The 21,180-nt window shown below is 63.3% G+C and carries 24 protein-coding genes and 2 tRNA genes; 8 read left to right on the forward strand and 18 right to left on the reverse strand.

Translation table 11 applies throughout. The annotated features are described in order from the left end of the window. Positions 1-151: 151 nt before the first annotated feature. From AXW83_RS12715 to AXW83_RS12725, 3 genes are all read right to left on the reverse strand, one after another. A complete protein-coding gene (locus AXW83_RS12715) occupies positions 152-619 on the reverse strand; it encodes a MarR family winged helix-turn-helix transcriptional regulator (RefSeq protein WP_066614024.1) in 468 nt (155 codons plus the stop codon). A 238-nt stretch (positions 620-857) separates the two neighbouring features. Continuing rightward, entirely contained in the window at positions 858-1,901 is a 1,044-nt protein-coding gene (locus AXW83_RS12720) for an SGNH/GDSL hydrolase family protein (protein WP_066614026.1), read from the reverse strand. 31 nt (positions 1,902-1,932) lie between these two features. Further along, a complete protein-coding gene (locus AXW83_RS12725; RefSeq protein ID WP_066614028.1) occupies positions 1,933-2,970 on the reverse strand; it encodes an acyltransferase family protein in 1,038 nt (345 codons plus the stop codon). Positions 2,971-3,175: 205 nt separating this feature from the next. Between AXW83_RS12725 and AXW83_RS27525 the strand changes: the two genes are divergently transcribed. Beyond that, complete coding sequence (locus AXW83_RS27525) at positions 3,176-3,820, forward strand: hypothetical protein (RefSeq protein WP_168166091.1); 645 nt, start codon at positions 3,176-3,178, stop codon at positions 3,818-3,820. Between the two features lie 208 nt (positions 3,821-4,028). Here the strand turns inward: AXW83_RS27525 and AXW83_RS26525 are convergent, their stop codons facing one another. Further along, complete coding sequence (locus AXW83_RS26525; RefSeq protein WP_236841897.1) at positions 4,029-4,688, reverse strand: methyltransferase domain-containing protein; 660 nt, start codon at positions 4,686-4,688, stop codon at positions 4,029-4,031. A gap of 650 nt (positions 4,689-5,338) precedes the next feature. On the opposite strand from AXW83_RS26525, the gene AXW83_RS12735 reads away from it, so the two are divergent. Continuing rightward, positions 5,339-6,115, forward strand: a complete 777-nt coding sequence (locus AXW83_RS12735; RefSeq protein ID WP_066614032.1) for a DUF1499 domain-containing protein — start codon at positions 5,339-5,341, stop codon at positions 6,113-6,115. Between the two features lie 3 nt (positions 6,116-6,118). Here the strand turns inward: AXW83_RS12735 and AXW83_RS12740 are convergent, their stop codons facing one another. Continuing rightward, entirely contained in the window at positions 6,119-7,036 is a 918-nt protein-coding gene (locus AXW83_RS12740) for an MBL fold metallo-hydrolase (RefSeq protein WP_066614033.1), read from the reverse strand. A gap of 183 nt (positions 7,037-7,219) precedes the next feature. Here AXW83_RS12740 and AXW83_RS12745 point away from each other — a divergent pair, with 183 nt between their 5' ends. Then, the gene (locus AXW83_RS12745) at positions 7,220-7,846 is read left to right on the forward strand and encodes a biotin transporter BioY (RefSeq protein ID WP_082767097.1); all 627 of its coding nucleotides are present in this window, start codon (positions 7,220-7,222) and stop codon (positions 7,844-7,846) included. Positions 7,847-7,924: 78 nt separating this feature from the next. Here the strand turns inward: AXW83_RS12745 and AXW83_RS28045 are convergent, their stop codons facing one another. Beyond that, a complete protein-coding gene (locus AXW83_RS28045; protein WP_257722119.1) occupies positions 7,925-8,059 on the reverse strand; it encodes a hypothetical protein in 135 nt (44 codons plus the stop codon). A 191-nt stretch (positions 8,060-8,250) separates the two neighbouring features. After that, positions 8,251-8,327 (reverse strand) — tRNA-Pro (locus AXW83_RS12750). A gap of 152 nt (positions 8,328-8,479) precedes the next feature. On the opposite strand from AXW83_RS12750, the gene AXW83_RS12755 reads away from it, so the two are divergent. Further along, a tRNA-Gln gene (locus AXW83_RS12755) sits at positions 8,480-8,554 on the forward strand. Between the two features lie 279 nt (positions 8,555-8,833). Here AXW83_RS12755 and AXW83_RS12760 read toward each other — a convergent pair. From AXW83_RS12760 to istA, 9 genes are all read right to left on the reverse strand, one after another. After that, positions 8,834-10,321 (reverse strand): recombinase family protein, encoded by a 1,488-nt coding sequence (locus AXW83_RS12760; RefSeq protein ID WP_082767098.1) that lies wholly within the window; start codon positions 10,319-10,321, stop codon positions 8,834-8,836. Next, positions 10,318-10,782 (reverse strand): DUF2924 domain-containing protein, encoded by a 465-nt coding sequence (locus tag AXW83_RS12765; RefSeq protein ID WP_082767099.1) that lies wholly within the window; start codon positions 10,780-10,782, stop codon positions 10,318-10,320. Before AXW83_RS12765 ends, AXW83_RS12760 begins: the two co-directional genes overlap by 4 nt. Continuing rightward, complete coding sequence (locus tag AXW83_RS12770; protein ID WP_066614035.1) at positions 10,779-11,150, reverse strand: DUF3489 domain-containing protein; 372 nt, start codon at positions 11,148-11,150, stop codon at positions 10,779-10,781. The genes AXW83_RS12765 and AXW83_RS12770 overlap by 4 nt, the downstream gene beginning before the upstream one ends. A 368-nt stretch (positions 11,151-11,518) precedes the next feature. Next, positions 11,519-12,589, reverse strand: coding sequence for an NAD/NADP octopine/nopaline dehydrogenase family protein (locus tag AXW83_RS12775; RefSeq protein ID WP_066614036.1), 1,071 nt, complete (start codon positions 12,587-12,589; stop codon positions 11,519-11,521). A gap of 66 nt (positions 12,590-12,655) precedes the next feature. Beyond that, positions 12,656-13,630, reverse strand: coding sequence for a LysR family transcriptional regulator (locus tag AXW83_RS12780; protein ID WP_168166092.1), 975 nt, complete (start codon positions 13,628-13,630; stop codon positions 12,656-12,658). Positions 13,631-13,738: 108 nt separating this feature from the next. After that, positions 13,739-14,314 (reverse strand): peroxidase-related enzyme, encoded by a 576-nt coding sequence (locus AXW83_RS12785; protein WP_066614038.1) that lies wholly within the window; start codon positions 14,312-14,314, stop codon positions 13,739-13,741. Continuing rightward, positions 14,311-14,781, reverse strand: a complete 471-nt coding sequence (locus AXW83_RS12790; RefSeq protein WP_066614039.1) for a CMD domain-containing protein — start codon at positions 14,779-14,781, stop codon at positions 14,311-14,313. The genes AXW83_RS12785 and AXW83_RS12790 overlap by 4 nt, the downstream gene beginning before the upstream one ends. 252 nt (positions 14,782-15,033) lie before the next feature. Then, positions 15,034-15,876 (reverse strand): IS21-like element helper ATPase IstB, encoded by an 843-nt coding sequence (gene istB, locus AXW83_RS12795; protein ID WP_066620442.1) that lies wholly within the window; start codon positions 15,874-15,876, stop codon positions 15,034-15,036. A 20-nt stretch (positions 15,877-15,896) separates the two neighbouring features. Beyond that, positions 15,897-17,396, reverse strand: coding sequence for an IS21 family transposase (istA, locus tag AXW83_RS12800; RefSeq protein WP_066614042.1), 1,500 nt, complete (start codon positions 17,394-17,396; stop codon positions 15,897-15,899). A 33-nt stretch (positions 17,397-17,429) separates the two neighbouring features. Between istA and AXW83_RS12805 the strand changes: the two genes are divergently transcribed. The 3 genes from AXW83_RS12805 (at position 17,430) to AXW83_RS12810 (ending at position 19,032) form a co-directional block, all read left to right on the forward strand. Then, entirely contained in the window at positions 17,430-18,065 is a 636-nt protein-coding gene (locus AXW83_RS12805; protein ID WP_066614044.1) for a sensor histidine kinase, read from the forward strand. A 95-nt stretch (positions 18,066-18,160) separates the two neighbouring features. After that, positions 18,161-18,367: a hypothetical protein gene (locus AXW83_RS27060; protein ID WP_156640009.1), complete on the forward strand. Its 207-nt coding sequence runs from the start codon at positions 18,161-18,163 to the stop codon at positions 18,365-18,367. Next, positions 18,364-19,032, forward strand: a complete 669-nt coding sequence (locus tag AXW83_RS12810) for a dienelactone hydrolase family protein (RefSeq protein ID WP_066614045.1) — start codon at positions 18,364-18,366, stop codon at positions 19,030-19,032. Before AXW83_RS27060 ends, AXW83_RS12810 begins: the two co-directional genes overlap by 4 nt. A gap of 81 nt (positions 19,033-19,113) precedes the next feature. Here the strand turns inward: AXW83_RS12810 and AXW83_RS12815 are convergent, their stop codons facing one another. Further along, positions 19,114-19,434 carry a hypothetical protein gene (locus AXW83_RS12815; RefSeq protein WP_066614046.1) on the reverse strand — a complete coding sequence of 107 codons (321 nt, stop codon included), beginning with the start codon at positions 19,432-19,434 and terminating at the stop codon, positions 19,114-19,116. A 339-nt stretch (positions 19,435-19,773) separates the two neighbouring features. Further along, positions 19,774-20,016 carry a hypothetical protein gene (locus AXW83_RS12820; RefSeq protein ID WP_066614048.1) on the reverse strand — a complete coding sequence of 81 codons (243 nt, stop codon included), beginning with the start codon at positions 20,014-20,016 and terminating at the stop codon, positions 19,774-19,776. 540 nt (positions 20,017-20,556) lie between these two features. Between AXW83_RS12820 and tnpA the strand changes: the two genes are divergently transcribed. Continuing rightward, a complete protein-coding gene (gene tnpA / locus AXW83_RS12825) occupies positions 20,557-20,976 on the forward strand; it encodes an IS66-like element accessory protein TnpA (RefSeq protein WP_082767100.1) in 420 nt (139 codons plus the stop codon). The last annotated feature ends 204 nt before the right edge of the window (positions 20,977-21,180 follow it).

Raw genomic sequence — 21,180 nt, forward strand, 5'->3', positions numbered from 1 at the left:
CGAGCATAGACCGCCCTCCGCGCAAGCGCTGAGCGATTTTCCTGCAGATCGCTGCAGACTCTGGCGCAGGACCCTCACCGGCGCACCATTTTCGGCTACGTCGTCACGGCGCCAGCGGCGCGAGGGCGATCGACCAGCTGCGGGTGTCTTGCTAGCCTTTGTCCAAGGCACGCGAGAGATCGCGCCAGACCAGCACGAGACGGTTAAGTTCTTCCAGATCCCGCCCCGGCACCTGTCCCAACGTGCCGGCGACGAAGTCGCGTTGCGCCGCGATGCCGGCCTCGGCGAGCCGCCGTCCCTCTGGCGTCAGATGCATGGCATAGGATCGGCGGTCGCCCGCGATCGCCCGTCGCTCGACCAGGCCTGACTGCACCATGCGATCGACGAGCCCGGAAACATTGCCCTTGGTGACGTAGAGCCGCTCGGCCAACTCGCTCTGGCTGATGCCCTCGCGCTCGGTCAGCGTCGAGAGCAGGTCGAATTGCGGGATCGACAACCCCAGTGCGCGGATACGGCCGGTCATCTGGCCGAGCAGCCGCTGATGCAGCCGCATGAAGCGGAACCAGACACGATCGGGATCGACGAGTTCGGCGCCCGGGGCGGGATTCGAGGTGGACACAGGCTGGCGCTCTCGTAACGTCGTGATCTGGAACTAGCCGATTGTGTAGCGCTGCGCGAGTTTTTCATCCCAAGCGCAGGCGGAGAGCACTCGGCGCGCGTTGGTGGAAGCCATATAGACCGCGTCGGCAAGCTTTAGCGATAGCGTCAAGAGAGCCGTAACAAGACCGTCGGCCGTCGGGCAAGGCTGCCGTCGGGACGCGGGGAGCAGCAGGCACGCCAGAGGGCCCGCCCACAGCCTACCACTTCATATCCCGCTTGATCCGCTCCGAAAGCTGCGCGCCCATCCGCTGTTGGGCGGCCTTTCCGGGATGCCAGCTGCAACCCCAGCTTTGCGCGATCGTCTCACTGGGAAAGAAGAGCGCGCCCACCTTCGTATCGCCCGCCGCGACGCGGCTGGCGACGGCGCTTTCGATCGCGGATCTGGCGAGTTGAAGCATCTCGGGCGCCAGCATCGGCCCTATCGCGCCATAGATCTGCGCTTTTGGAAAGGACCTGCGGATGCGCTCCAGGAAGCTCACATAGGCCTGCCGGAAATCCCCCTCGGGCGCGCCACGCGCATAATCGTTCGAACCGAGATGGACGATCAGGACATCGGGCTGCTCATCGGCCAGCACCGCACGCGCCGGCTCGCCCGGCACCAGCTGCTCGATAAAGTCCGGCATGACCTGCGTCTTCGAGCGATCGTAATTCTGCGTAAGGCCGCGCCCCGACCAGGCCAGGGCGAGCAGGTCCGCCTTCAGGTCGCGCGCCGCGAGCGCCGCATAGGTCGCGGTCTGATTGCCATTGGCGGCCCCGGCCTCGCACTCGGGGCCCGCCCCATCAACACCGAAACCGGCCGAGATCGAGTCGCCGATGACGGTGATCTTTCGGATGGTCCTGTCCAGATCCAGAAAAGACCCATCGGTAGAGGCTCCGACCAGGGTCGTGCTGCCCTCATATCCCTCGGTCCGCCGCGTCAGCCTGACATGATGGACCGCCTCGACACCCTCATCGACAAGCCGGTACGCATGACTGCCATTCTTCAGCTGAAGCGTCGCGTCCTTGCCATCCACCTCGACGCGATAGCTGTTCTTCCCGTCGTCCGACAATGTGACATCGAGCTTGCTGCCGCGAAACTGGATACGGATGGCGGTGCCCGGCCAGCCGAAGCGCGGCTTCCCGTCGGCATCGAGAGCATACCGCCCGACGATCTCGACGCCCGGCTGCTTCCACTCGGCAGCGCCGGCGCCTTGGGCGTAAGGGAAGCAGACGAGCATCAGGGCGATCGCATAGGGCGTCACCGATCGAAGTCGAGGCAGGCAGGACATTATTCTAGACCTCTTGTCGAACGCTGCGGGTTCTTAGCCGAGCCTGCAGAAGACGCGTCAGCGGCATCTCCACGAGCGCATATGTAAGGCCGCCAGCCATCACGGCAACCAGCACCGCCACTGGCAGGTATATCGCTGACAGATCATAGTGAAAGCGGTTCAGGACCTGCAGGAACACCGCGGTCAGCACAGGCAGGGCGATAACATGGGTCAAATATAGAGAATACGAAATGTCGCCGAGATAGACGGCGGGCCTGACGATATGAGCTTTCGCCAGGGTCTCGAACTCCAGAAACCCAATGACGAGCAGAACGGCGGGTAGACCGTAGGATATGATCCTGGGAATCTCCTTCGAATCGGCCAGATGGAAGACCATCATGAAGGAGGCCGCGACGCACAACGCACCCGCAAGCAATCCCAGACGCCATTGACGTTTGAAAACATAGCCGACGACCACACCCAGCGCGAATTCCAGGATGATATTGTGCGCGTAAAACGAGAAGATGCCACCCTCGTTGACGATCATACCGGCGCAAACAATGGCCGAGATCGAAATGAGGACAAACAGAACTCTCAGATCTTTGACGAGAAGGAGGCTGACGGCAACGATCAGATAAAAGAACATCTCGTAATTTAGCGTCCACCCCGGGATCAGGACCGGCCAATACCCTGCATAACCCGGATTGGGCCACGGTATGAACAGGAACGACGCGATGACGTGTTTCAGATCCAGCTTCACCGTCGACAACGCATTGGGGACGAGAAATGCACAGACGATGAGAAACAACGTCACCGCCCAATAGAGCGGAATGATGCGAACGGCCCGCTTGAGCAGGAAGCGTTTCGGCGATTCATCGATATGAATCGCCGTGATGTACATGATGAAGCCGCTTATGACGAAGAAGATATCCACGCCCCAATAGCCGACTTCGACGCTTGGCAGGCCCGCACGCCCGGGGAAACGGCTCAATTGCGTGCTCAGATGCGTGTAAACGACCAAAAGCGCCGCCAGGCCGCGAAGATACTGTATGGTTACAACCATATGAGGCCGGCTTTCTAGGTCGAGAAATGATCGCGGGGCAGTTCGATGCCCATGAAGAATCGTACCGAAATTCACCCGTCTGCGCGAGTATTTCGGCAGAACAGATGCGGTATCGGTTAATGCAGACACTGGGCCCGGAGCCGCTTGACATCGGCAGGCAAACACCCGCCCCCCGCTTGCCCTCCCCCTCATCGCACGCCACTGAATGAGCCATGCATCGCCGGCTCGTCTTCGAGGAGCCTGTCTCGCGCGCCGCTGTGTGGAGCCGCCGTGCTTTGCCGTCGATCTCGACGCGAAAGCTGTTCGCCCTGCGGTCGGCGAGCCGGACATCGAACTGGCGGTACCGAAACACGATGCGGATAGCCGGCTGGGACCACTCGGCAGCCGCCAATGGAACGGCGCGGACGATCACGCAGACGACGAACGCGCAGACGAGAATGATCGAATGCGGGCGACAAAATATGCTGCCAAAGCCTCCAGCAGCTTATGGGGCCTTCGAGATGACCCGCAGCCATCGGGCAGAATCACCGTTTATCGCTGGTTCTGCGCGCGCCGATCCCCGACTATCGAGGATGTCGAACTGGTGCTGGGCCGGCAGCGGGACCGGCGCATCGCGAGCCCGCAGAAATACGTCGATGATCTTCCAGAAGGGCTCCACATATTCAGAGCCTCTGAAAAACCCGGCGCAGTTTACAGCGCCAAGACAAATTCCCAGGTGAATGACGCTCGTCCGGACTTTTCTGGTTGCTCGACGGAGTCGAAAGTAAGGATTTGCGAGCAGCCTTCTCCAAAAAATAGGCCAGATAGCCCCGCAGGTGCGAATCCAGATCTCCGTGCAATTGCGCGATAGTATGAACGTGCCAGTCCGCTTTCTGTTGCGGAATGCGTCGCGGGAGTCGATCCGTTCCCTTAGCGCCGTTCACAGCGTGCCTCCGATCATCGACAGCAAAAATGCAAAGTCGATCACGTAGCTCAGATCGTATGACGGCCAGTGTAGCCCTCCGGAAGCAGCTGCACAACCTGATCGACACGACGAGTGCTACTGAAGAGGACGCATCCTAATCTCGAACCGCGATTATCGATTTCACAAAGAACAGCAGGTTTTCGTTTTGAATCGAAGCATTTGGAAAGAGCGCCTGCAGTTGACTGCGGCCAAGCAGTTTCGCGTCATTCACCGAAGCCATTGCTTCATCCATCGAACTCGCCTTCTTATGGAAACCTAAAGCTCGTCGCATGATGATCCAAGCACGCATCTGCTCGGGCAGCCAATGGATAATCGGAGCCCGAAAATGCGGCTCAACAGGAAACCAGATATTCGGCGTTTGGACAAAGTATCTCTTCGCAATGCGTGAGATTTCAGAAGCCATTCTCTTCTGATTCTCCCAACTTCCAACGTGTTCGATAACTGAATTAGAATGAGCAACATCGAATTGACCATCCAAAAATTCAGGCATACTACAACCGTCTCCAACAACACACTTGATCGCTGGATGGTTCGAGTGAAGTTGAACGATGTTCAGAACTTCGATACTGACATTGTTATTTTTCCAACTTTCGTGGAAAGTTTCCCAATACTCCGGGACCCCGCCTACATCGATGATTTTACAATGATTACCTGAAGCGTTTACGGCTTCTACCAACTTCATAAATCGCGCGAAGCGCGCCCTGCGAAAGCGATTATTGTTAAAATCAAAATTTTCCGGCGGCCGATACAGCATAGGTCTGCCCTTTTTGATTGAGATTGGAAGTTTCCGCCCAAGGGCGGCAACCAGAAAGCTGTATAGTCCTGTTGTCCGACTCGGCCTGCAGCCATGCGATTTCGCGTGGGAACAGAGCCGCGCAACGTTCGTGCTGACCCCCGCCATGCACAATCTGTGGCAGGACGCGCGATCGTTAACAATACCTTTGCAACCCAAAAACCGGATGAACAAAGAATAGTTAGGAAGCCGCCTTTCCCCTTCCGGCAGTCTGGAATCGCGTTTGGTGGAATACTTTTGGTTGCGGCTGACGATTCAGGTGCTGGTTGTGGATCGAAGCGGCCGGAGGAGCGAGATCGCCCCGACATCGATGCGCGATCAGCATTTGCGCAGGGCCGATGGATGGTTCCATCCGCCGGATCCTGTTCCCGACCATTATGATCTCGAAATTGTGCTGGACATCGGAGCGGGCCCGTCGCGAGACAAGGCTGCAGAAGCGCTCATCGACGACAGTCAATGGACTTTGACACAACCTCCCGAGGCCTCGTGCGCCAGGCGCACGTCTGGTTTGCGCACAAGCCGGCTCACCCCTCAGGGTCCTCAAGCCGAGCACCCTCGCTAGGCACTCGCCCCGCTTGCCTTCCCCCTCACCGCACGCCACTGAATGAGCCATGCATCGCCGTCTCGTCTTCGAGGAACCTGTCTCGCGCGCCGCTATGTGGAGCCGGCGGCTGGCCTGGTTCGCGCTCGCCATGCTGCTGCTCTCGCTGCTGGTGTTCCGGCTGTCCCAGCCCAGCGTGCAGGGACTGGTGCCGGTCGCGGGCGCTTATGGGCTCGTGCTGCTCGCGCTGCTGATGGCGATCATGGCCTTCGTCCGGATCTGGCAAGCCGGGCATCGCGGCGTCGGCATGGCAGCGCAGGCCTTCGTGCTGGCGCTGCTGATGCTGGCTCCGGCCGCTTTTGGCGCCTTCAAGCTTGCGACGCTGCCGGCGCTGAACGACATCTCGACCGATATCGACGATCCACCGGCCTTCAGCCGCTCGCGTGTCGCGCTCGACGCCCGCAGGGGATTGCTGCCGCCCGACATGCCGGCCGAACGCCGCCGCCTGCAGCGACAGGCCTATCCCAAAACCCTGCCGATCGTGCTGGAGGTCACCGCAGACATCGCTTTCGACATCGCGAGGCGCGCCGCGCTGGCCCAGGGCTGGCAGGTGCTGGAATCAACGCGTCCCGGCGGCCGCACGGGGGCCGGCCGCATCGAGGCGGTCGCACGCACCCGCATCCTACGCTTCGCCGACGACATCACCATCCGGATACGCCCGCGCGCCGACGGCAGCCGCATCGACATCCGCTCGGCCTCGCGCATCGGCAGCCATGATCTGGGCGCCAACGCCGCCCGGATCGCCACCTTCGCCGAGGAGGTCGATCTGCTGAACGACGCCCGCTGAGGGTCACGCCCGGCGGTAGCGGCTGTCCGGCAAGGGTAGCGCATCGTCGCAGAGCACCAGCCCGCGCGAGACCAGATCCTCCAGCTGCGCCAGCACGGACAGCGCAGCCGCACGATGCAACGCCGGCGGCAGCCCCTGATAGATTGGCGGCACCATCTCCGCGATCCGCTCGTCCCCGGCCGCGAGCCGGCTGAGGATCGCCGCTTCGCGCTGGCGCCGATGCTGCACCAGCCCGCGCAGGAAACGCTGCGGCTCGGTCACGGGCCCGCCATGGCCTGGCCAGTACAGCCGATGCTCCAGCCCGCGCAGCTTCTCGATCGAGGCCATATAGGCCGCCATGGACCCGTCGGGCGGCGCCACGATCGTGGTCGACCACGCCATGACATGGTCGCCGGAAAACAGGCTCTCCTCCTGTGGCAGTGCGAAGGCGACATGGTTGGCGGTATGGCCGGGCGTCTCGATCGCCTCCAGCCGCCAGCCCGGCCCTTCGATCGCATCGCCCTCAGCCATCGGGAGATCGGGCGCATAGTCGCGGTCGGCGGCGGCATCGAGCGGGTTGGTCTCGCCGAGCGCCAGTTCGCGCGCCGGCCGGTGCGGCCCGCAGCCGGCGACGAGCGCGCCTGTCGCGAGCTTGATCGCCGGTACGGCCGGCGAATGATCGCGATGGGTATGCGTCACGACGACATGGCTCACCGTCTCTCCCGCCACCGCCGCGAGCACGCGGCCGATATGAACCGGATCGTCGGGCCCGGGATCGAGGATCGCGACCGTGCCGCGCCCGATGATGTAGGTACAGGTTCCGGTGAACGTCATCGGGCCGCCGTTGCCGGCGATGACGCGCCGGACGAGCGGCGAAAGCTGAACGACCGCGCCGGCTGGAACCGTCGTCGTGCTGCGGTCGAATGCGATTTCGTCGCTCATGCCGTGCTTACCTGCCGTCTGCCTGTTCCGGCACCCCTAAAGCATGAAGCGTGGAAGTGGGAACCGGTTTTGGGAAAAGCCCTACGCGGCGGGAACGGGAGCGGCTTGTCGGGCATGGCCGCATTTTCTATAGACTGGAGACAGTCGGTCGCGTCGCGCGACCCCGGAACAGGACGAACGCCAATGGCCCAGACGCAATCCCTCGACGCTCCGACCCTTGTCGATGCGCTGCTGCCAGCCATGACGGATCGCCGCGCCGTCCTCGCCCGCAATGTCGCGCTCGCCATCGCCGGCAGCCTGCTGATGGTCGCCGCTGCCAAGGTCAAGGTGCCGTTCTGGCCCGTGCCGATGACGCTGCAGACGCTGGCAGTGCTCGGCCTGGGCGCAGCCTTCGGCTCGCGACTCGGCGCGGCGACCGTCGCACTCTACATCGCCTATGGCCTCGCCGGCCTGCCTGTCTTCACCAACACGCCCCCTGTCGCCGCCGGCCCGCTCTATCTCGTGGGACCGACCGGTGGCTTTCTCCTCGGCTTCGTCGCCGCAGCAGCCATCGCCGGCTGGGCCGCGGCGCGCGGCGCCTCGCTGTTGCGTCTGGTGACGGGGCTGGTCGCCGCCGAGGTCACGATGCTGGCCCTCGGCTTCCTCTGGCTCGGCCTCGGCGCCCAGATGGCCGGCGGCGTCACAGGCATCGGCTTCGCCAAGGCCTTTGCCTACGGTGTCCAGCCCTTCCTGATCGGCGACGCGGTCAAGGTCGCGCTCGCGGCCTGCATGGTCGGCGCAGGCTGGTCGGTGCTCGGCCGCCGCGGCTGAGCTTCCAACAACCTTCCGAACGCGAAAAAGCCGGGGCTGCGACCCCGGCTTTTTCATGCCTTGCAACCATTGGCGCGATCAGCTGGCCGGCTTGGTATCGCCGCAGCTCGTGCTCGGCCCCTGGAAGAATTTGACCGAGTCGCCGCATTTGTCGCAGGCGCTGAGGCTCGTCGCGAGCCCGAGAAGTCCGAGGATGATGACGATTCGTTTCATGCGCTGCACCGATGCTGCCGGAGGCGGGACGGTAGAGCACGCCGCGCGAAAGGGAAACACGGCTTTGCATCTGTCCAGACGGCCGGACCATCGACGAAACGCGTTTTCATGAAGGTCGAAAAATCCGACGGAATCGTCGGCGTTCGGGTGCGCAAGCGTTCTTCGGGAAACGCCTGCCCTCTTTAGACCAATGGTCGGAGTGGCAGGATTTGAACCTGCGACCCCTACGTCCCGAACGTAGTGCGCTACCAGACTGCGCTACACTCCGATCAACTGGTGGCCGGCTTATAGCCAGCGCATCGCGGCGATGCAACAGCGCGCGCAGCCTGTCCTGCCGATTTCCCTGCAGACGCCCTTCGCCATAGCCCGTCACGACAGGTTGCGCGCCGCCACGACGCGCACTAGAAGGCAGCGGCGCGTTGGGGCGTCGCCAAGTGGTAAGGCAGCGGTTTTTGGTACCGCCATTCGGAGGTTCGAATCCTCCCGCCCCAGCCACGCATCATGCCTAAACCAGAGATTTGGACGGCTGAGCAATTCCTGCGACGGTGTCGGGGGTTAGCGGGCGGGGTCGGTCTGCGCGCGCCGGTCAGGCTGCCGGATCCGCGAGATTCGACCGATTCTCGCGGCCCGGTCTGGGCACCCCCCTTTTCAAAGTCCGCGGGGATTGAGCGCAGACCGGTTCGCAGCAGCTTTACGCCAGACCGGTTCGACTTCGTCGCGGGAGACGAAAAAGCCCGGCGGCAAGCGGCGGGCTAATCGGCTTTGCGATGACTGTCAGTGCACGAGGATGCGGTGTTCTTGGGTCGCCCAATCATGCGGCAAGGCTGCGGAAAGCCGACTGATGGTGAGATTGGCCGGAGCAGTGCCATCGGCTATCGCGCGAATGATGTTGGGCGAGAGGCAGGCGAGCGGCAGCAGCTTGCGGATATTGCGTTCGCCGACTCCCTCACGAGTGGCGATCTCATCGGTTGAGGCGACCGAGCCGTCGATCAGCTGTGTCATCCAGCGCTTCGCCTGGGCGATCGCGGTGAGGACTGCCTCCGCGGAGTCATGATCGAGGCGAGGCTTTTGCGCAGACTCATGTGCGACACCCTTGCGCCGACCCTGCGGTTGCCAGGCGAACGGCACTGTGATGGCGCTCGTACCGGCGTTGCCGGGTGACAGGAGCTCGATGACCAGACAATCGCGGTGCAGGGATACCTTTGCGATCTCGTCGAGGCGTGGGCTGGCAGAAAGTACCACAGCTTCGATCTCCGGGGCCGAGATGCGGGCGATCGATCCAGCCTCGGCCTTGCGATGCTGGAGCAGCGCCTGCGAGACATAGTAGCGGTAGCGCGCGCCCTTCTTGCGGGAGTGGCTCGGGCTCATGCGGTGTCCTGCATCGTCATGAAGCAAACCTGCGAGGGTGAAGACGGTGTTGGCCGCCCTGCCCTTTCGCGCGACGGCCGCAGTGTGGAGACCACGTTGCACGGCCTCGAACACTTCGGGGGCGACGATCGGGGTATGGGCACCACGATGGGAGACCTCGCGCCAGACGATCTCGCCAAGGTAGAAGCGGTTCTTGAGCAGATGGGCGAGCATGCCGACCCGGAAACCATGTCCCAGCCTGGTGCGAATGCCCTCTCGGTCAAGGGTCTCGGCGACGGCGCCGACCGAGCCGAGGTCGAGATAGAGCTGGAAGATCCGCCGCACCAGCGCAGCATCCTTTTCTACGATGACGAGTTGCTTCTTCTCGCTGCGATAGCCCAGCGGGATTGGGCCACCGACCCAAAGCCCCTTGGTCTTGGATGCTGCAATCTTGTCGCGGACGCGCTCGCCGATGACCTCCCGCTCGAACTGGGCAAAGGAGAGCAGCACGTTGAGTGTGAGCCGGCCCATGCTCGTCGTGGTGTTGAAGGATTGGGTCACCGAGACGAAGGAGACGCCTTGCTCGTCGAAGAGTTCGACAAGCTTGGCGAAGTCGGCAAGCGAGCGCGTCAGGCGATCGACCTTGTAGACGACGATGATGTCGATGCGCCTGGCGCGCACCGCATCCAGAAGCTGCTGCAGGGCTGCGCGGTCCAAGGAGGCGCCAGACAAGCCGCCATCGTCGAAGCGGTCCTCGACCAAGCTCCAGCCCTCATGGGCCTGGCTCTTGATATAGGCCTCGCAGGCCTCTCGCTGGGCATCGAGCGAGTTGAAGGCGAGATCGAGATTATGCTCGGTCGACTTGCGCGTGTAGATCGCGCAGCGCTGCGGCTTGGTTGCGGGTTCGCGGATCATGGTGCGACCCTCGCCGCCTGCGGCTGCCGCAGGCCAAAGAAGCGTGGACCGTTCCAGGTTGTGCCGGTGATGCGCTTGGCCAGCGTCGAGAGGCTAGGATGCGTCTCGCCGTTCCAGAGGAAGCCGCCCGGCACGATCACGACCTCATGGCTGACGCCATCGTGCTCGCGTACCAGCACCGAGCCTGTCTTGATGCGCCGCCTTGTCACGTGGCCTCGCGCCAGCTTGGCCAGGTGCCGGGCGAGCTCGTCATCGAGCTTGCCGAGCAGCTGCTCTTGCAGGCGATGGGCGACCAGCCGTCCAATCAGATCGCGTGACAGGCCAGCCGGAGCAGCCCTGCGATACAGCCGGCGATAGCGTGCCCTCAGTTCATCGAAGCTGAGCGCAGCCAGGCCTGCCACCTCGTCAGCCAGGCCAGGGACGGCAAGCTTGGTCCCATGATTGCGCAGCACCATGCTCATTGCACCTGCCCCTCAGTGATCCGGTACACGGAGCGCTTGGCGCCATCGGCATCGACGACCTTCTCTATGGCGATCAGATATCCGCGCTTGCGCAAACCGGTCAGCGCTGCCCGCATCGTATGCGGCTGCCAGTCTGTCACGGCGACCAGCTTGGCCAGGGTCACGCCCTCATCGGCCTGGAGCAGCCCCAGCACTATGCCGAGCTTGCTGTCCCGCCGAGGAGCTGACGACAGGCGGGATACCTCGGTTGAGGCGACGTCGGCAGGCGTAGCTGCAGCCTCGTCCGTCTGTTCAACGGCGACCGGCTCAGGATCAGTGGGTTGGGCAACGGATGGTACGCTGAAGGTCTTCCGGATTTTGCGAAACATGGCGGTCTCCTGGCGGTCGCGACGGGCTCACCCCGTCACCACCGCGACCCCGCCTCGGCGCCAAGCCGGCAGGGTACTCTTGGAAGACCCGCGCGTGATCTCCGCGCCGCCAGCGACACCAATGCGTGCCGTGCCCGTGAAGTCCAGTCGATTGTCGGGGGTAGTCAAAGTTGCCAGCAAGCGTCGATCGCGTCTCGATCCAGCGCCCGGCGCTTCTGGAGTTGGCCCTTTGCGGACCTCCGAAACGTCTGCTTCCTGGTAGTGACTAAAATAACGGTTTGGCGATAGGAGTGAGACGCCTCGCTCGACCGCGCAGTTTGGCCTCAGGTCGCTCGGATACTCCAAGGCCTCTACGACCGGGACGAGCTTTAGAAGCCGGACCGCGCTCTTTCCTGAAGTGCCTCGCGGGACATTTGTGCGAAGCGGAGTTCTGGCAGGAGGTCGTTCTCCTCAGCAAGATTACGGCCATACGCCCCAGAGAGCATTGTCAAACCAGCTTCGTGGAGCGTGGCCGGCTGCCCCACGAGGCGGCCGAGCAAAATCGTCGGCCACAACCCGAAAGGCGCATCCTCTAGGACATAACGACTGTCGGGCGTTGCGGGACCAAATCCGCCTTGGCCGCGCCTGTGCAGTTCCGCGTTCATCTCGGCGATGCCCGCGACTGGCAGCTGATATGAAAACGCGTAGTGCTCTCGGATGGTGCGTACGGTCAGCCCGAACGCGTCGGCGATCGCAAGCCTCTCGCCATCAAGTTGCTCCATGACCCGGCCCACGGCAGGCGTGACGTTCTGCGCCTGACCCCAGACCTCTCCATGCTCCATCCGCGTCAGATTGAAGAGCGCGATCGCGAGATGGTTCTGCGGGTTGAGATTGCTCAGCGCGATCGCAAGCAGACCGTCGCGAATGACGAAGCGATCACCGAACAGCTGCGTGCATAGCGCGTGGCCCTCGTCGAGCGCCGTTTCGGGAACCGTCGCCATGTCGATCCTGGAGCGCAGGGAATTGACCTTGACCTCGGCCAGCGAGGTCTTGCGACCGGTGGTCAAGGTGGTGCTCCAGGCGATGATCGGCGCCCGGATCCGGCGTTGCGCGAGCAGTTTCGAGAGATAGAGCGCACCGAACGAGGCGTGAGAACTGATGATGACCGCCTGCCCGTCCCGCAGGTGCTCGGCTACGGCCTCGAGCGCCATCTTGTGAGCGTTGGCCGGCATTGCCAGGATCACGACGTCCGACCCGGTGATGGCCTCCCGGGCGCTGTGGGCGACACCGGGATGGAAGCTCGTCTCGATCGCCATCGTGGCGCGCAGCGGCGCACCCGCCGCCAGTTCGGCCGTCCCGCGCCCCGACGGGGACCACAGCGTCGGCCGGTGCCCCCCGAGAGAGAGCTGGGCTGCGGCACCGAATGCCGCGCCGCCGGCGCCGAGAATGCCTACGCGCATGGACAAAACGCCTTCATGTCAGATGGGGACGGTCGACCGCACCGCATGATCCGCCCGGCGGCTCGATCAAGGCCCATCGACGACGGCCTCGGCCGAGCCGAACACGTCGGCGGTCAGCCTGTCGCGCGCGGTTGCGGGGTGCATGACGAAGCCAGGGATGGTCTCGCGCGAAATTTCGGCCAGCCCGTCGATCAGGCCCGAGACGAGCGGGGTGAGAGGGCGTCCGTTTGGCGTGACCACTGCCCACAGAAAGGAGATCGTGACGTCGATCGGCCGGATCACGATACCCTCCACCGGCATCCCATAGGCGATTACCGGCTCGACGATCGCGATGCCCAGCCCTGCGCGCGCCGACATGATGGCGGTGTTGGATGTGTTGGTGTCGAGAATGGCCGCCGGTGTCACGCCCTGTCGGCGCAGCGCGAGATCGACCCGCCTGCGCCAGCGGAACGGGTTAGCCATGGTGATCAGGCGCCGGCCGTTCAGGGCCGCCAGCGGAATCCGATCCGCCTGGGCGAGAGGGTCGTCCGCGGCGACGGCAGCCACGCAGGGGGCCTCGCCGATCCAGTGGATTTCCAGAGCTGGATGGTCGACGGGAAGGCTCGTGATGCCGATCTCCGACACCTGCGTCGCGACGTTGTGCACGACCTGCTCGGCGATCGACGTCCGGATGTGGACCTGGTCAGGCAGTCCGGCCGCGTCGAGACGCCTGAGCACGGCCGGCAGCATCCCGACGGCGAAGGAGGCGATCGAGGCGATCGACAGCGAGCGCGGCTTGTCGAGCGCGATGGATTCGGCCCGTTCGCGCAGCTGCCGAAGCCAGGCCATGACCGGCTCCACCTCCTGATAGAAGCGCAAGCCTTTCTCGGTCGTCGTAACCCGCGGACCGGACCGATGAAGCAGGTCGAAGCCGAGGGAGGCTTCGAGGTCCTGGATCAGACGCGTCAACGCAGGCTGCGACCGTCCGAGCAGACGTGCAGCGCCGGTGATGCTCCCAGCGGACATGACGGCGGCGAAGGCCTCGAGTTGTCTCAGATCCATGTGGCTAGCCATCGACTCGTCTAATGTGATCGACATCGTAAGGTCGATCTCGTCGTCCAGCCCCGTCACGCACACGGGCTAAGCCGGCTCGAGACCAACGCCAAAGCGTCAAGGCTCGGTCGGCTCGCCCAGCGTATGCATCAGGCGGTTGGCCCAGCCGAAGATCGCGGCCGAGAAGACGAGGTCCACGGCTTCCAGCGGGCTCAGCCCGGCCTCCTGCAGCTGGGCTGCCGCTGAATCGTCGAGGGCGGCAGGCGTTTCAGAGAGCCGGGCCGCGAAATCGAATAGCGCCTGCTCTCGCGGTTCCAGCTTGGCGTCGCGCTCATCCTTGAAGATGGCGTCCATCACGTCGGGGCGCTTGGTCAGGCCGTTGAAGCGCGATGCGTGGACGGCCGCGCAATAAATGCAACGGTTGACGACGGACGCGGCGACGGCGCCGAGCTCCCGCTCCGCGGAGGACAGGCCGTCCTTGCCGTACATGATCTGGTTGAAGAGCGGCGAACGGACTGCAAGCGATTCCGGGTCGTGCGCCAGCGTCAGGACATATGTCGAGACGCCCTTGTTCGAGGGCGTGACCTGCATCGCCGCCTTCTGCTCGGGCGTGGCGGATGCGAGATCCACCGGGACGATATAGGGCGACCAGACCGGGACCTTGACGGTGAACTTGTGCAGGATGCGGGTCACTTGACGCCTCGCAGGACCTGAAGACCCTTGATGACGCGGGCCTGGTAGTTGACGAAAGCGGCCAGTTCCGCGAGCCGCACGATGTCGGGGTCTTCGATGCCGGCTTCCGTCAGCGCTTCGATGTCGCGCCGCGTCGCCTCGCGCGGGCGCAGCGTCAGCAGATCGGCATGCGCCACGATCACGGCGACGCGCCGCTGATCGGCCGCGGAAACCGGGCTCGCTTCGATCTCGCCGCTACGGCGCAGCAGATCGTCGTAATGCGCGGCCAAGGGGGTCTGATCATTCTGGCGCGCCATGCGGGCGGCGAGCGCTGCACGCAATCCGTGACTGATACCGCCGGAATCCTTCGGCAACAGGACCGCGTCATGGCTCGCCTGGCTCAGCCGCAGGATGTCGGCGCGGGACGCCAGCGCCTCCGCCAGTGGCGATTGAGGTCGGATGCCGGCCATCTCTTCGATCAAAGTCACGATGCCGGCCCTCGTTGGAAATCACCTTCGTCAAGCGACGCCACAGTCTCACTATGTGATCTACGCATCAAGCCCGGCCATGCATTCCAAAATGTTCGGCAATGTGACGGACTCATCACAGCTTCATGTGTCAACGGCGGTCGGATTCCAGGCCATCGGGGCGGAGTCAAAGCAGGCCAGTGGCGGCGCGGGCGGACGATATGCAAAGGGCCCCGATCGGGGCCCTTTGCATATCGTCGTGCTCGTTTCTGATTAGCCTGTGGTGATCTCTCCGGTTTCGGGATCGACGTGCTCAGCAGTGGCCTGGTTTTGCTCCGCCACGGCGAGGCTGCGCCGTCGGCCGGCAGATTGCTTCAGCCGATAGCTGTCGCCGTTCATTGCCAGGATGCTGACGTGGTGGGTGAGCCGGTCGAGCAGCGCGCCTGTGAGACGCTCCGATCCCAGGATCGAGGTCCAGTCCTCGAATGGTAGGTTCGAGGTCACGATGGTCGAGCCGCGCTCATAGCGCTGCGAGAACGTCTCGAACAGGAGTTCGGCCCCGGTCGGCGACAACGGTACATAGCCGAGCTCGTCGACGATCAGCAGCTTGACCGCCTGCAGATCGCGCTGAAGCTTGAGCAGGCGTCTCTCGTCGCGGGCCTCCAGCAACTGGTTGACCAGCGAGGCCGCCGTCGTGAACGTGACGGAGAAGCCCTTCTGGCAAGCCGCCAGCCCAAGCGCCAGCGCGACATGGGTTTTGCCGGTACCGCTGTTGCCGAGCGCGATGATGTTCTCACGGCGCAGGAGATAACCGCAGCGCGCCAGCTCCAGCACGAGCATCTTGTTGAGGCCAGGGATGGCGGCGAAGTCGAAGGTGTCGAAGCTCTTCACCGCCGGGAACCGCGCTGCCCGGATGCGCCGCTCGACCGTGCGGCGCTCGCGATCAAGGAGTTCGAGCTCGATCAGGCGCAGCAGATAGCGGGGATGATCGACACCATCACGCGCGCATTCGCGGGCAACCTTGTCATACTCGCGCAGCACCGTCGGCAGTTTGAGCTGCTTGAGATGGTGGGCCAGGAGGACCTGGGGCGTGCTGCTGGTCGTTCCCGTTGGCATCGCGTCGCTGGTGGTGCCGGTCATGCCGCTTCCTCCGGCAGGAGCACGGCATAGTCGGCAGCCGAGGTCGTCCTCACCGTCGTCCTGGGCAGATGAGGATAGGCCGACAGGTCGAGACGAGCTGGCCTGCGCTCGATCCGCGCCAGCGCGATCAGCTTGACCGCGTCGAAGCCGATGGCGCCGAGCGTGATCGCCTCGGTCACGGCGAACGTCACGACCTCAAGCGGCAACGCCTCCAGCAGCCGCAGCACCTGGATGAACTCGCGCTTGCCGCGATTGCCCATACGCGCCTCCAGCAGATGGCGCAGATGCTGGAAGACCTCGGGCAGAGCCCAGTCTTGCAGCGCCGCCGCCTGGTCGAGTGCATTGGGCTTGGTCTCGATCAGAGCGAGATAATGCAGCGGGTTGGAGACGAACACGCCTTCGCCGTAGCAGCGCGGGTGACGGGCAATCTCGGCCCCGCGGCACAGGATCACGACCGCGTCGACGAAGCCCTTCACCATGACGTCCTGGAAGCCATAAGCGGTCGGCACCGAGTAATCGTTGGAGCGGTAGCGGACCAATGCGGTCGATGAGACCCGGCCGCTGCGCTTCTCGCACGGTTCCAGCGGCACGGCCGGCAGGTCGCGCAACCCCGCCAGATCGGCGACAAGCCGTTCCCCGATCGTCCCGGCATGCCGTCCGGCGCGTTCGCCCTGCCGGAGGCGGCATTGCTCGGCCAGTCTGGCGTTCAGCGCCTCGAAGCTCGCCACCACCGGGATCGGCGTCATGAAGTTCGAGCGGGCGTACTTCACCAGCCCCTCGACCTTGCCCTTGTCGTTGCCCTTGCCGGGACGGCCGAAGCGGTCCCGGAACAGGTAATGGCTGACCAGTTCGGTGAAGGCGCGAGTTCGCTCGCGCTTGCCGTCGCCGCAGATCTTCGCCACCGCGATGCGCGTGTTGTCGTACAGGATCGACAGCGGCACCCCATCGAAGAAGCAAAACGCCGAGACGTGCCCGTCCAGGAACGCTTCCGTTGTCTCGCGGGGATAGGCCTTCACGAAGCAGGCATCCGACTGCGGAAGGTCCATGCAAAAGAAATGGATCTTCTGCCGGACCCCGCCGATCACGGCGATCGCCTCGCCGAAATCGACCTGAGCGTGCCCGGGCGGATGCGCCAGCGGCACGAAGGTCTCGCGCCCTCGCGCCCGGCCGACCCGCACATAATCCTTCACCACGGTGTAGCCGCCAGCAAAGCCATGATCGTCGCGCAAGCGCTCGAAGATCCGCTTCGCCGTGTGGCGCTGCTTCACCGGCGCGCCCCGGTCAGCCTCCAGGATCGCGTCGATCACCGGCAGTAGCGGGCCGAGCTTCGGCTTCTCGGCAGGCTTCGTTCGCGTGTACCCCGGCGGCAGCGAAAACCGGCACATCTTTGCGATCGTCTCGCGGCTCAGACCAAAAACACGCGCCGCCTCGCGACGGCTCTTCCCCTGAATGAAAACAAAATCACGAACCGCCGCGTAGACCTCCACAGCGAACATCCCCGCCAACCCCAAAAGGGATCAGCCTATCCAGTGGCCGACTTTTACGCCGCCCGCGCGACCACAAACGGCGGCGCTCCAATGGATGGTTTTGTCACCGCCCTGCACACCCATCGGATGAAGAACACGCTGGCTATGGTGCAGGCCATCGCAAGCCAGACGCTGAAGGGCGTAACCGAGCGTGATGCGGTGGAAGCCTTCGCCAGAAGGATCGGGGCAATGGGCGTTGCCCACGACCAGCTGCTTCAACAGGATTGGGCGGCGGCGTCGCTGTTCAAGGTCGTGGGCCCAATGCTCGACCTCCATGGCGATGGCGGACGGATCTCCGCGTATGGCCCCGCTGTCGAGCTCGGCCCTAAAGCAACTGTGTCGATATCCCTGCTGCTGCATGAGCTGGCGACGAACGCCGCCAAGTACGGAGCCCTCTCCGTTCCTGATGGCAAGGTCGACCTATTATGGACGATCGACACAGAAGGCGTCCAGCCTGCGCTGCGGGTTACTTGGGAGGAAACAGGTGGCCCGACCGTGAGCGAGCCGACCAAGCGCAGCTTCGGTTCCCGGCTGATTCAGATGGGGCTAATCGGCAAGGGCGGCGTGGATAAACGCTGGCTGCCGGGTGGACTGGTCGCGCGATTCGAATCTTCGATGACGGATATCCTGGGCCGCTAGCGATCGACCGAAATGAGCCTCCAACCACCGTTACCGTTTAGGAAGCGGATGCCTATTGTGAGCCTACCATAACGGCAGGCTGCGAGATGCGACGGATGAAGCAGCTTCTTCCTGTCGAGATCGCAGGCAATCACCATTGCCGTAAAGCGGAATTGAATACGATCCGTCAGATGTCCGGCGCCGTCCTGCTTGAAATTTCTCGCTCTACAGCCTTCCAAAAGCGGACAGCCAGGTCGTTGCTGTCCGCGCACGCTTGGCGGCTGCCTTCGGCCGAGGCGAAGGAGCGTTGGGCTGCCGAATGAGCAACGTGCGCCGGAGGGATTTCGTGGTTGGCCTATCTGCCGCCGGAGCCGTCACAGCGGTCAAAGCCCAACCTGGCATTACGGTGGACCGCTTCGGACAAGGAGGCGGTTCACGGCCGACAATCATCCTGCTTTATGGGTCGGATGGCCTGACGAACAGCGGCCGCTACGAGTTCGCCGCGCAGACCATTGTCTCGGCTGGATATACCGTCCTCGTGCCGCGCTATTTTGAGGCAACCGGGGATAGCCGTGCTCGATTTAGCGAGATCCGCACAAAGTTCGTCGTTTGGAGACAAGCGATCGAATCTATTTTGGATGAGCAGCCAGCGTCGGGACGCATCGGCCTGGTTGGGTTTTCCCTGGGGGGCGCATTGGCCCTTGGGCTTGCAGCTCGATCCACCAGAATACGCGCGGTCGTAGAGTATTTTGGTTTCCAACCGGCAGACTTGGAAGACGGCAACAAACTTCCTCCAACTCTCATCCTTCACGGCGATGCTGACCGTATCGTCCCCGCGTCGAACGCAGCGTCGATCGAGCGTTTAATCAAGTCGCAAGGCGGGCTCGTAGATAGCCATATCTATTCCGGGGAGGGGCATGGACTTTCGCTCGTATCGCTGGCGGATGCGGTCAGTCGGACCCAAAATTTCCTTCGGCGACATGTTTAGAGCCAACTGGGCGCTGCCGATGGCCGGCGCCCCCCGACGATGCCCTGCGTCCTACTGCGACTGCACTTTGTATCGCCAAGTTCAACTGTGTTGCATCACTCGATGCGTGCAAGCGCGCAGGGCCACTGGATCCCACCCGATATCGCCAATCGCGGTCTCTATCGCGGCGTCGGCGAGATCAACTTTGCCTCGTTTCACCCATCTCGGGATCGGGGCAGGAGTGGCTCCAGCTCGGATGGTTTCTGACAAATCGGCAAGCAGGACGAGAGCTGCTTCATGCGGTGTCCGGCCCGCTTTGATGCCAGCGCTCTGGAATTCGACTCGCTTGTCGCAAGGGAGCGCTTCTGGAGGGATGCCAAGCTTCGCGAGAGCCAGGTTGAAACGGGTGATGTACATCAACATTCGGACTAGCCTCCTGTCTACGGACTAAACGCCGCCGACCCACGCGCGAAATCGCGTGCTTTTTCGGCTTTTCAGCACGGCGTTGCCATTGTCAGGAGTTTTTGTCCTTTTGATGCCTCTGCGACAGTGCAGATAGGTCACACCGGCATCAGAAATTGCGTCCCGATAATCGGGGAGATGCCTAGGCAGCGCAGACCGCTAGTGACTGCTCGGTCGCGTGCAGACCTCGATCGCTTGACCATGCGCTGGCCGATCTTCGGGCAACGAGATGGTCAGGCTGGTAATGCGCAACGCTCATTGCGCGGTCGATGGCCGGGCCTGGTTTGGATCGGCTGCACGTCACCAAACAAATTTTACGGTGTCGAGGAAGTCAGCATCGCTGCCAGACCGTTCGACCCGTGCATGGCTTGTGCGCACTTGCAGGAAGGACTGCTCAGACCCGTTGGTCGCTTTGCCCTGCTGCAATGCCAACGCAAGGCCGGAAACAGCGTCCAGGCTCGCTGTCAGAGCCTCGATGCTGGCTATCTGAGCGCGCACAATCGCCGACAACTCAGCAAGGCTCAATTCATCGCTATCGGTCATTGCTGCTCGCCATGTCGTGTTGTCAGCCTCGAATCGCCGAGGTGAACAATAATTGAGAGCGATAGTTCCTGCGGCAAAATGAGTCAGACTGACGCCTCGGAAAGGCGGTGTGGTATAAAATCCTGGCTGCCGAAACTGAAGGCTGTGACGATGACCCTGATCCTAAGCCGCCAGGACAGCCGGGCTGGGCCAGTACTCCCGAGCAGGCGCTGACCGCCTTCCGCCGGCCTTCGAGCGTTGCCTAGCCCATGTCGGCCAACAAGGCTGGCAGAGCCACCTGGACCACTGCGCCTGGCTCGACGCTCATCAGGGCTTCGGAGACTTCTAACGCGCAGAACAATTTCGCAGCCGCGATCGACCTCGTGGCTATGCAATACGTTTCGAGGAGCGCGCCGAATTCGAATGCGGACTGGCGAGACCGAACGGCTCGCGCCTACAGACCACTACACCAGGCTGAGGAGGTAACCGTCCGGTCTCGGCCGCCTTGCGCGGTGGGTGGCATTTCCCGAACGGTGCGACCTTAAGTCTAGCTTTAAGGTCATGGCGATGGTTCGGGCGGAGGTTCTGGGCACGATCGAGCGGCGGCGGCGCTGGCACTATGAGGACAAGGTCCGGATCGTCGAGGAGAGTTTCGCCGCTGGCGTGACGGTGACGGATGTCGCGCGGCGCAACGGCGTCGCGGCGAGCTTGGTTTTCACATGGCGGCGTCAGGCGAAGCTGGGGCAGTTGGGCGGTGACAGCCCGGCGCCGCTTCTGCTGCCGGTCGAACTGGCTCCTGTCGTGACCGACGTGACGCCCACGCCGGTTTCCGATGTCGCTGTCGCGGAGCCCGCGCGCCGGAGCCGTCGTTCGTCCGGCATCATCGAGATCGCGCTCGGTTCTGGCCGTAGGCTACGGGTCGATCGCGATGTCGACGCGGACGCGCTGCGGCGGGTGCTCGACGTGCTGGACCGGCGATGATCGCGATCCCCGCCGGGATGCGGGTCTATCTCGCCATGGGGCCGACCGATATGCGCAAGGGCTTCGACGGCCTGGCGGCGCTGGCGCATCCATTGATCGCTTCCCCTTCGCGAAAGAGGGGTACCTGTCGTGGTCGCGACAGGCTACGGCAACTATGCAACTTCAGCCGAACTGCCGACAGGATGTGTGGTGCTCCCAAAACCC

The sequence above is a fragment of the Bosea sp. PAMC 26642 genome, assembly GCF_001562255.1.
In the GTDB taxonomy this organism is placed as follows: domain Bacteria; phylum Pseudomonadota; class Alphaproteobacteria; order Rhizobiales; family Beijerinckiaceae; genus Allobosea.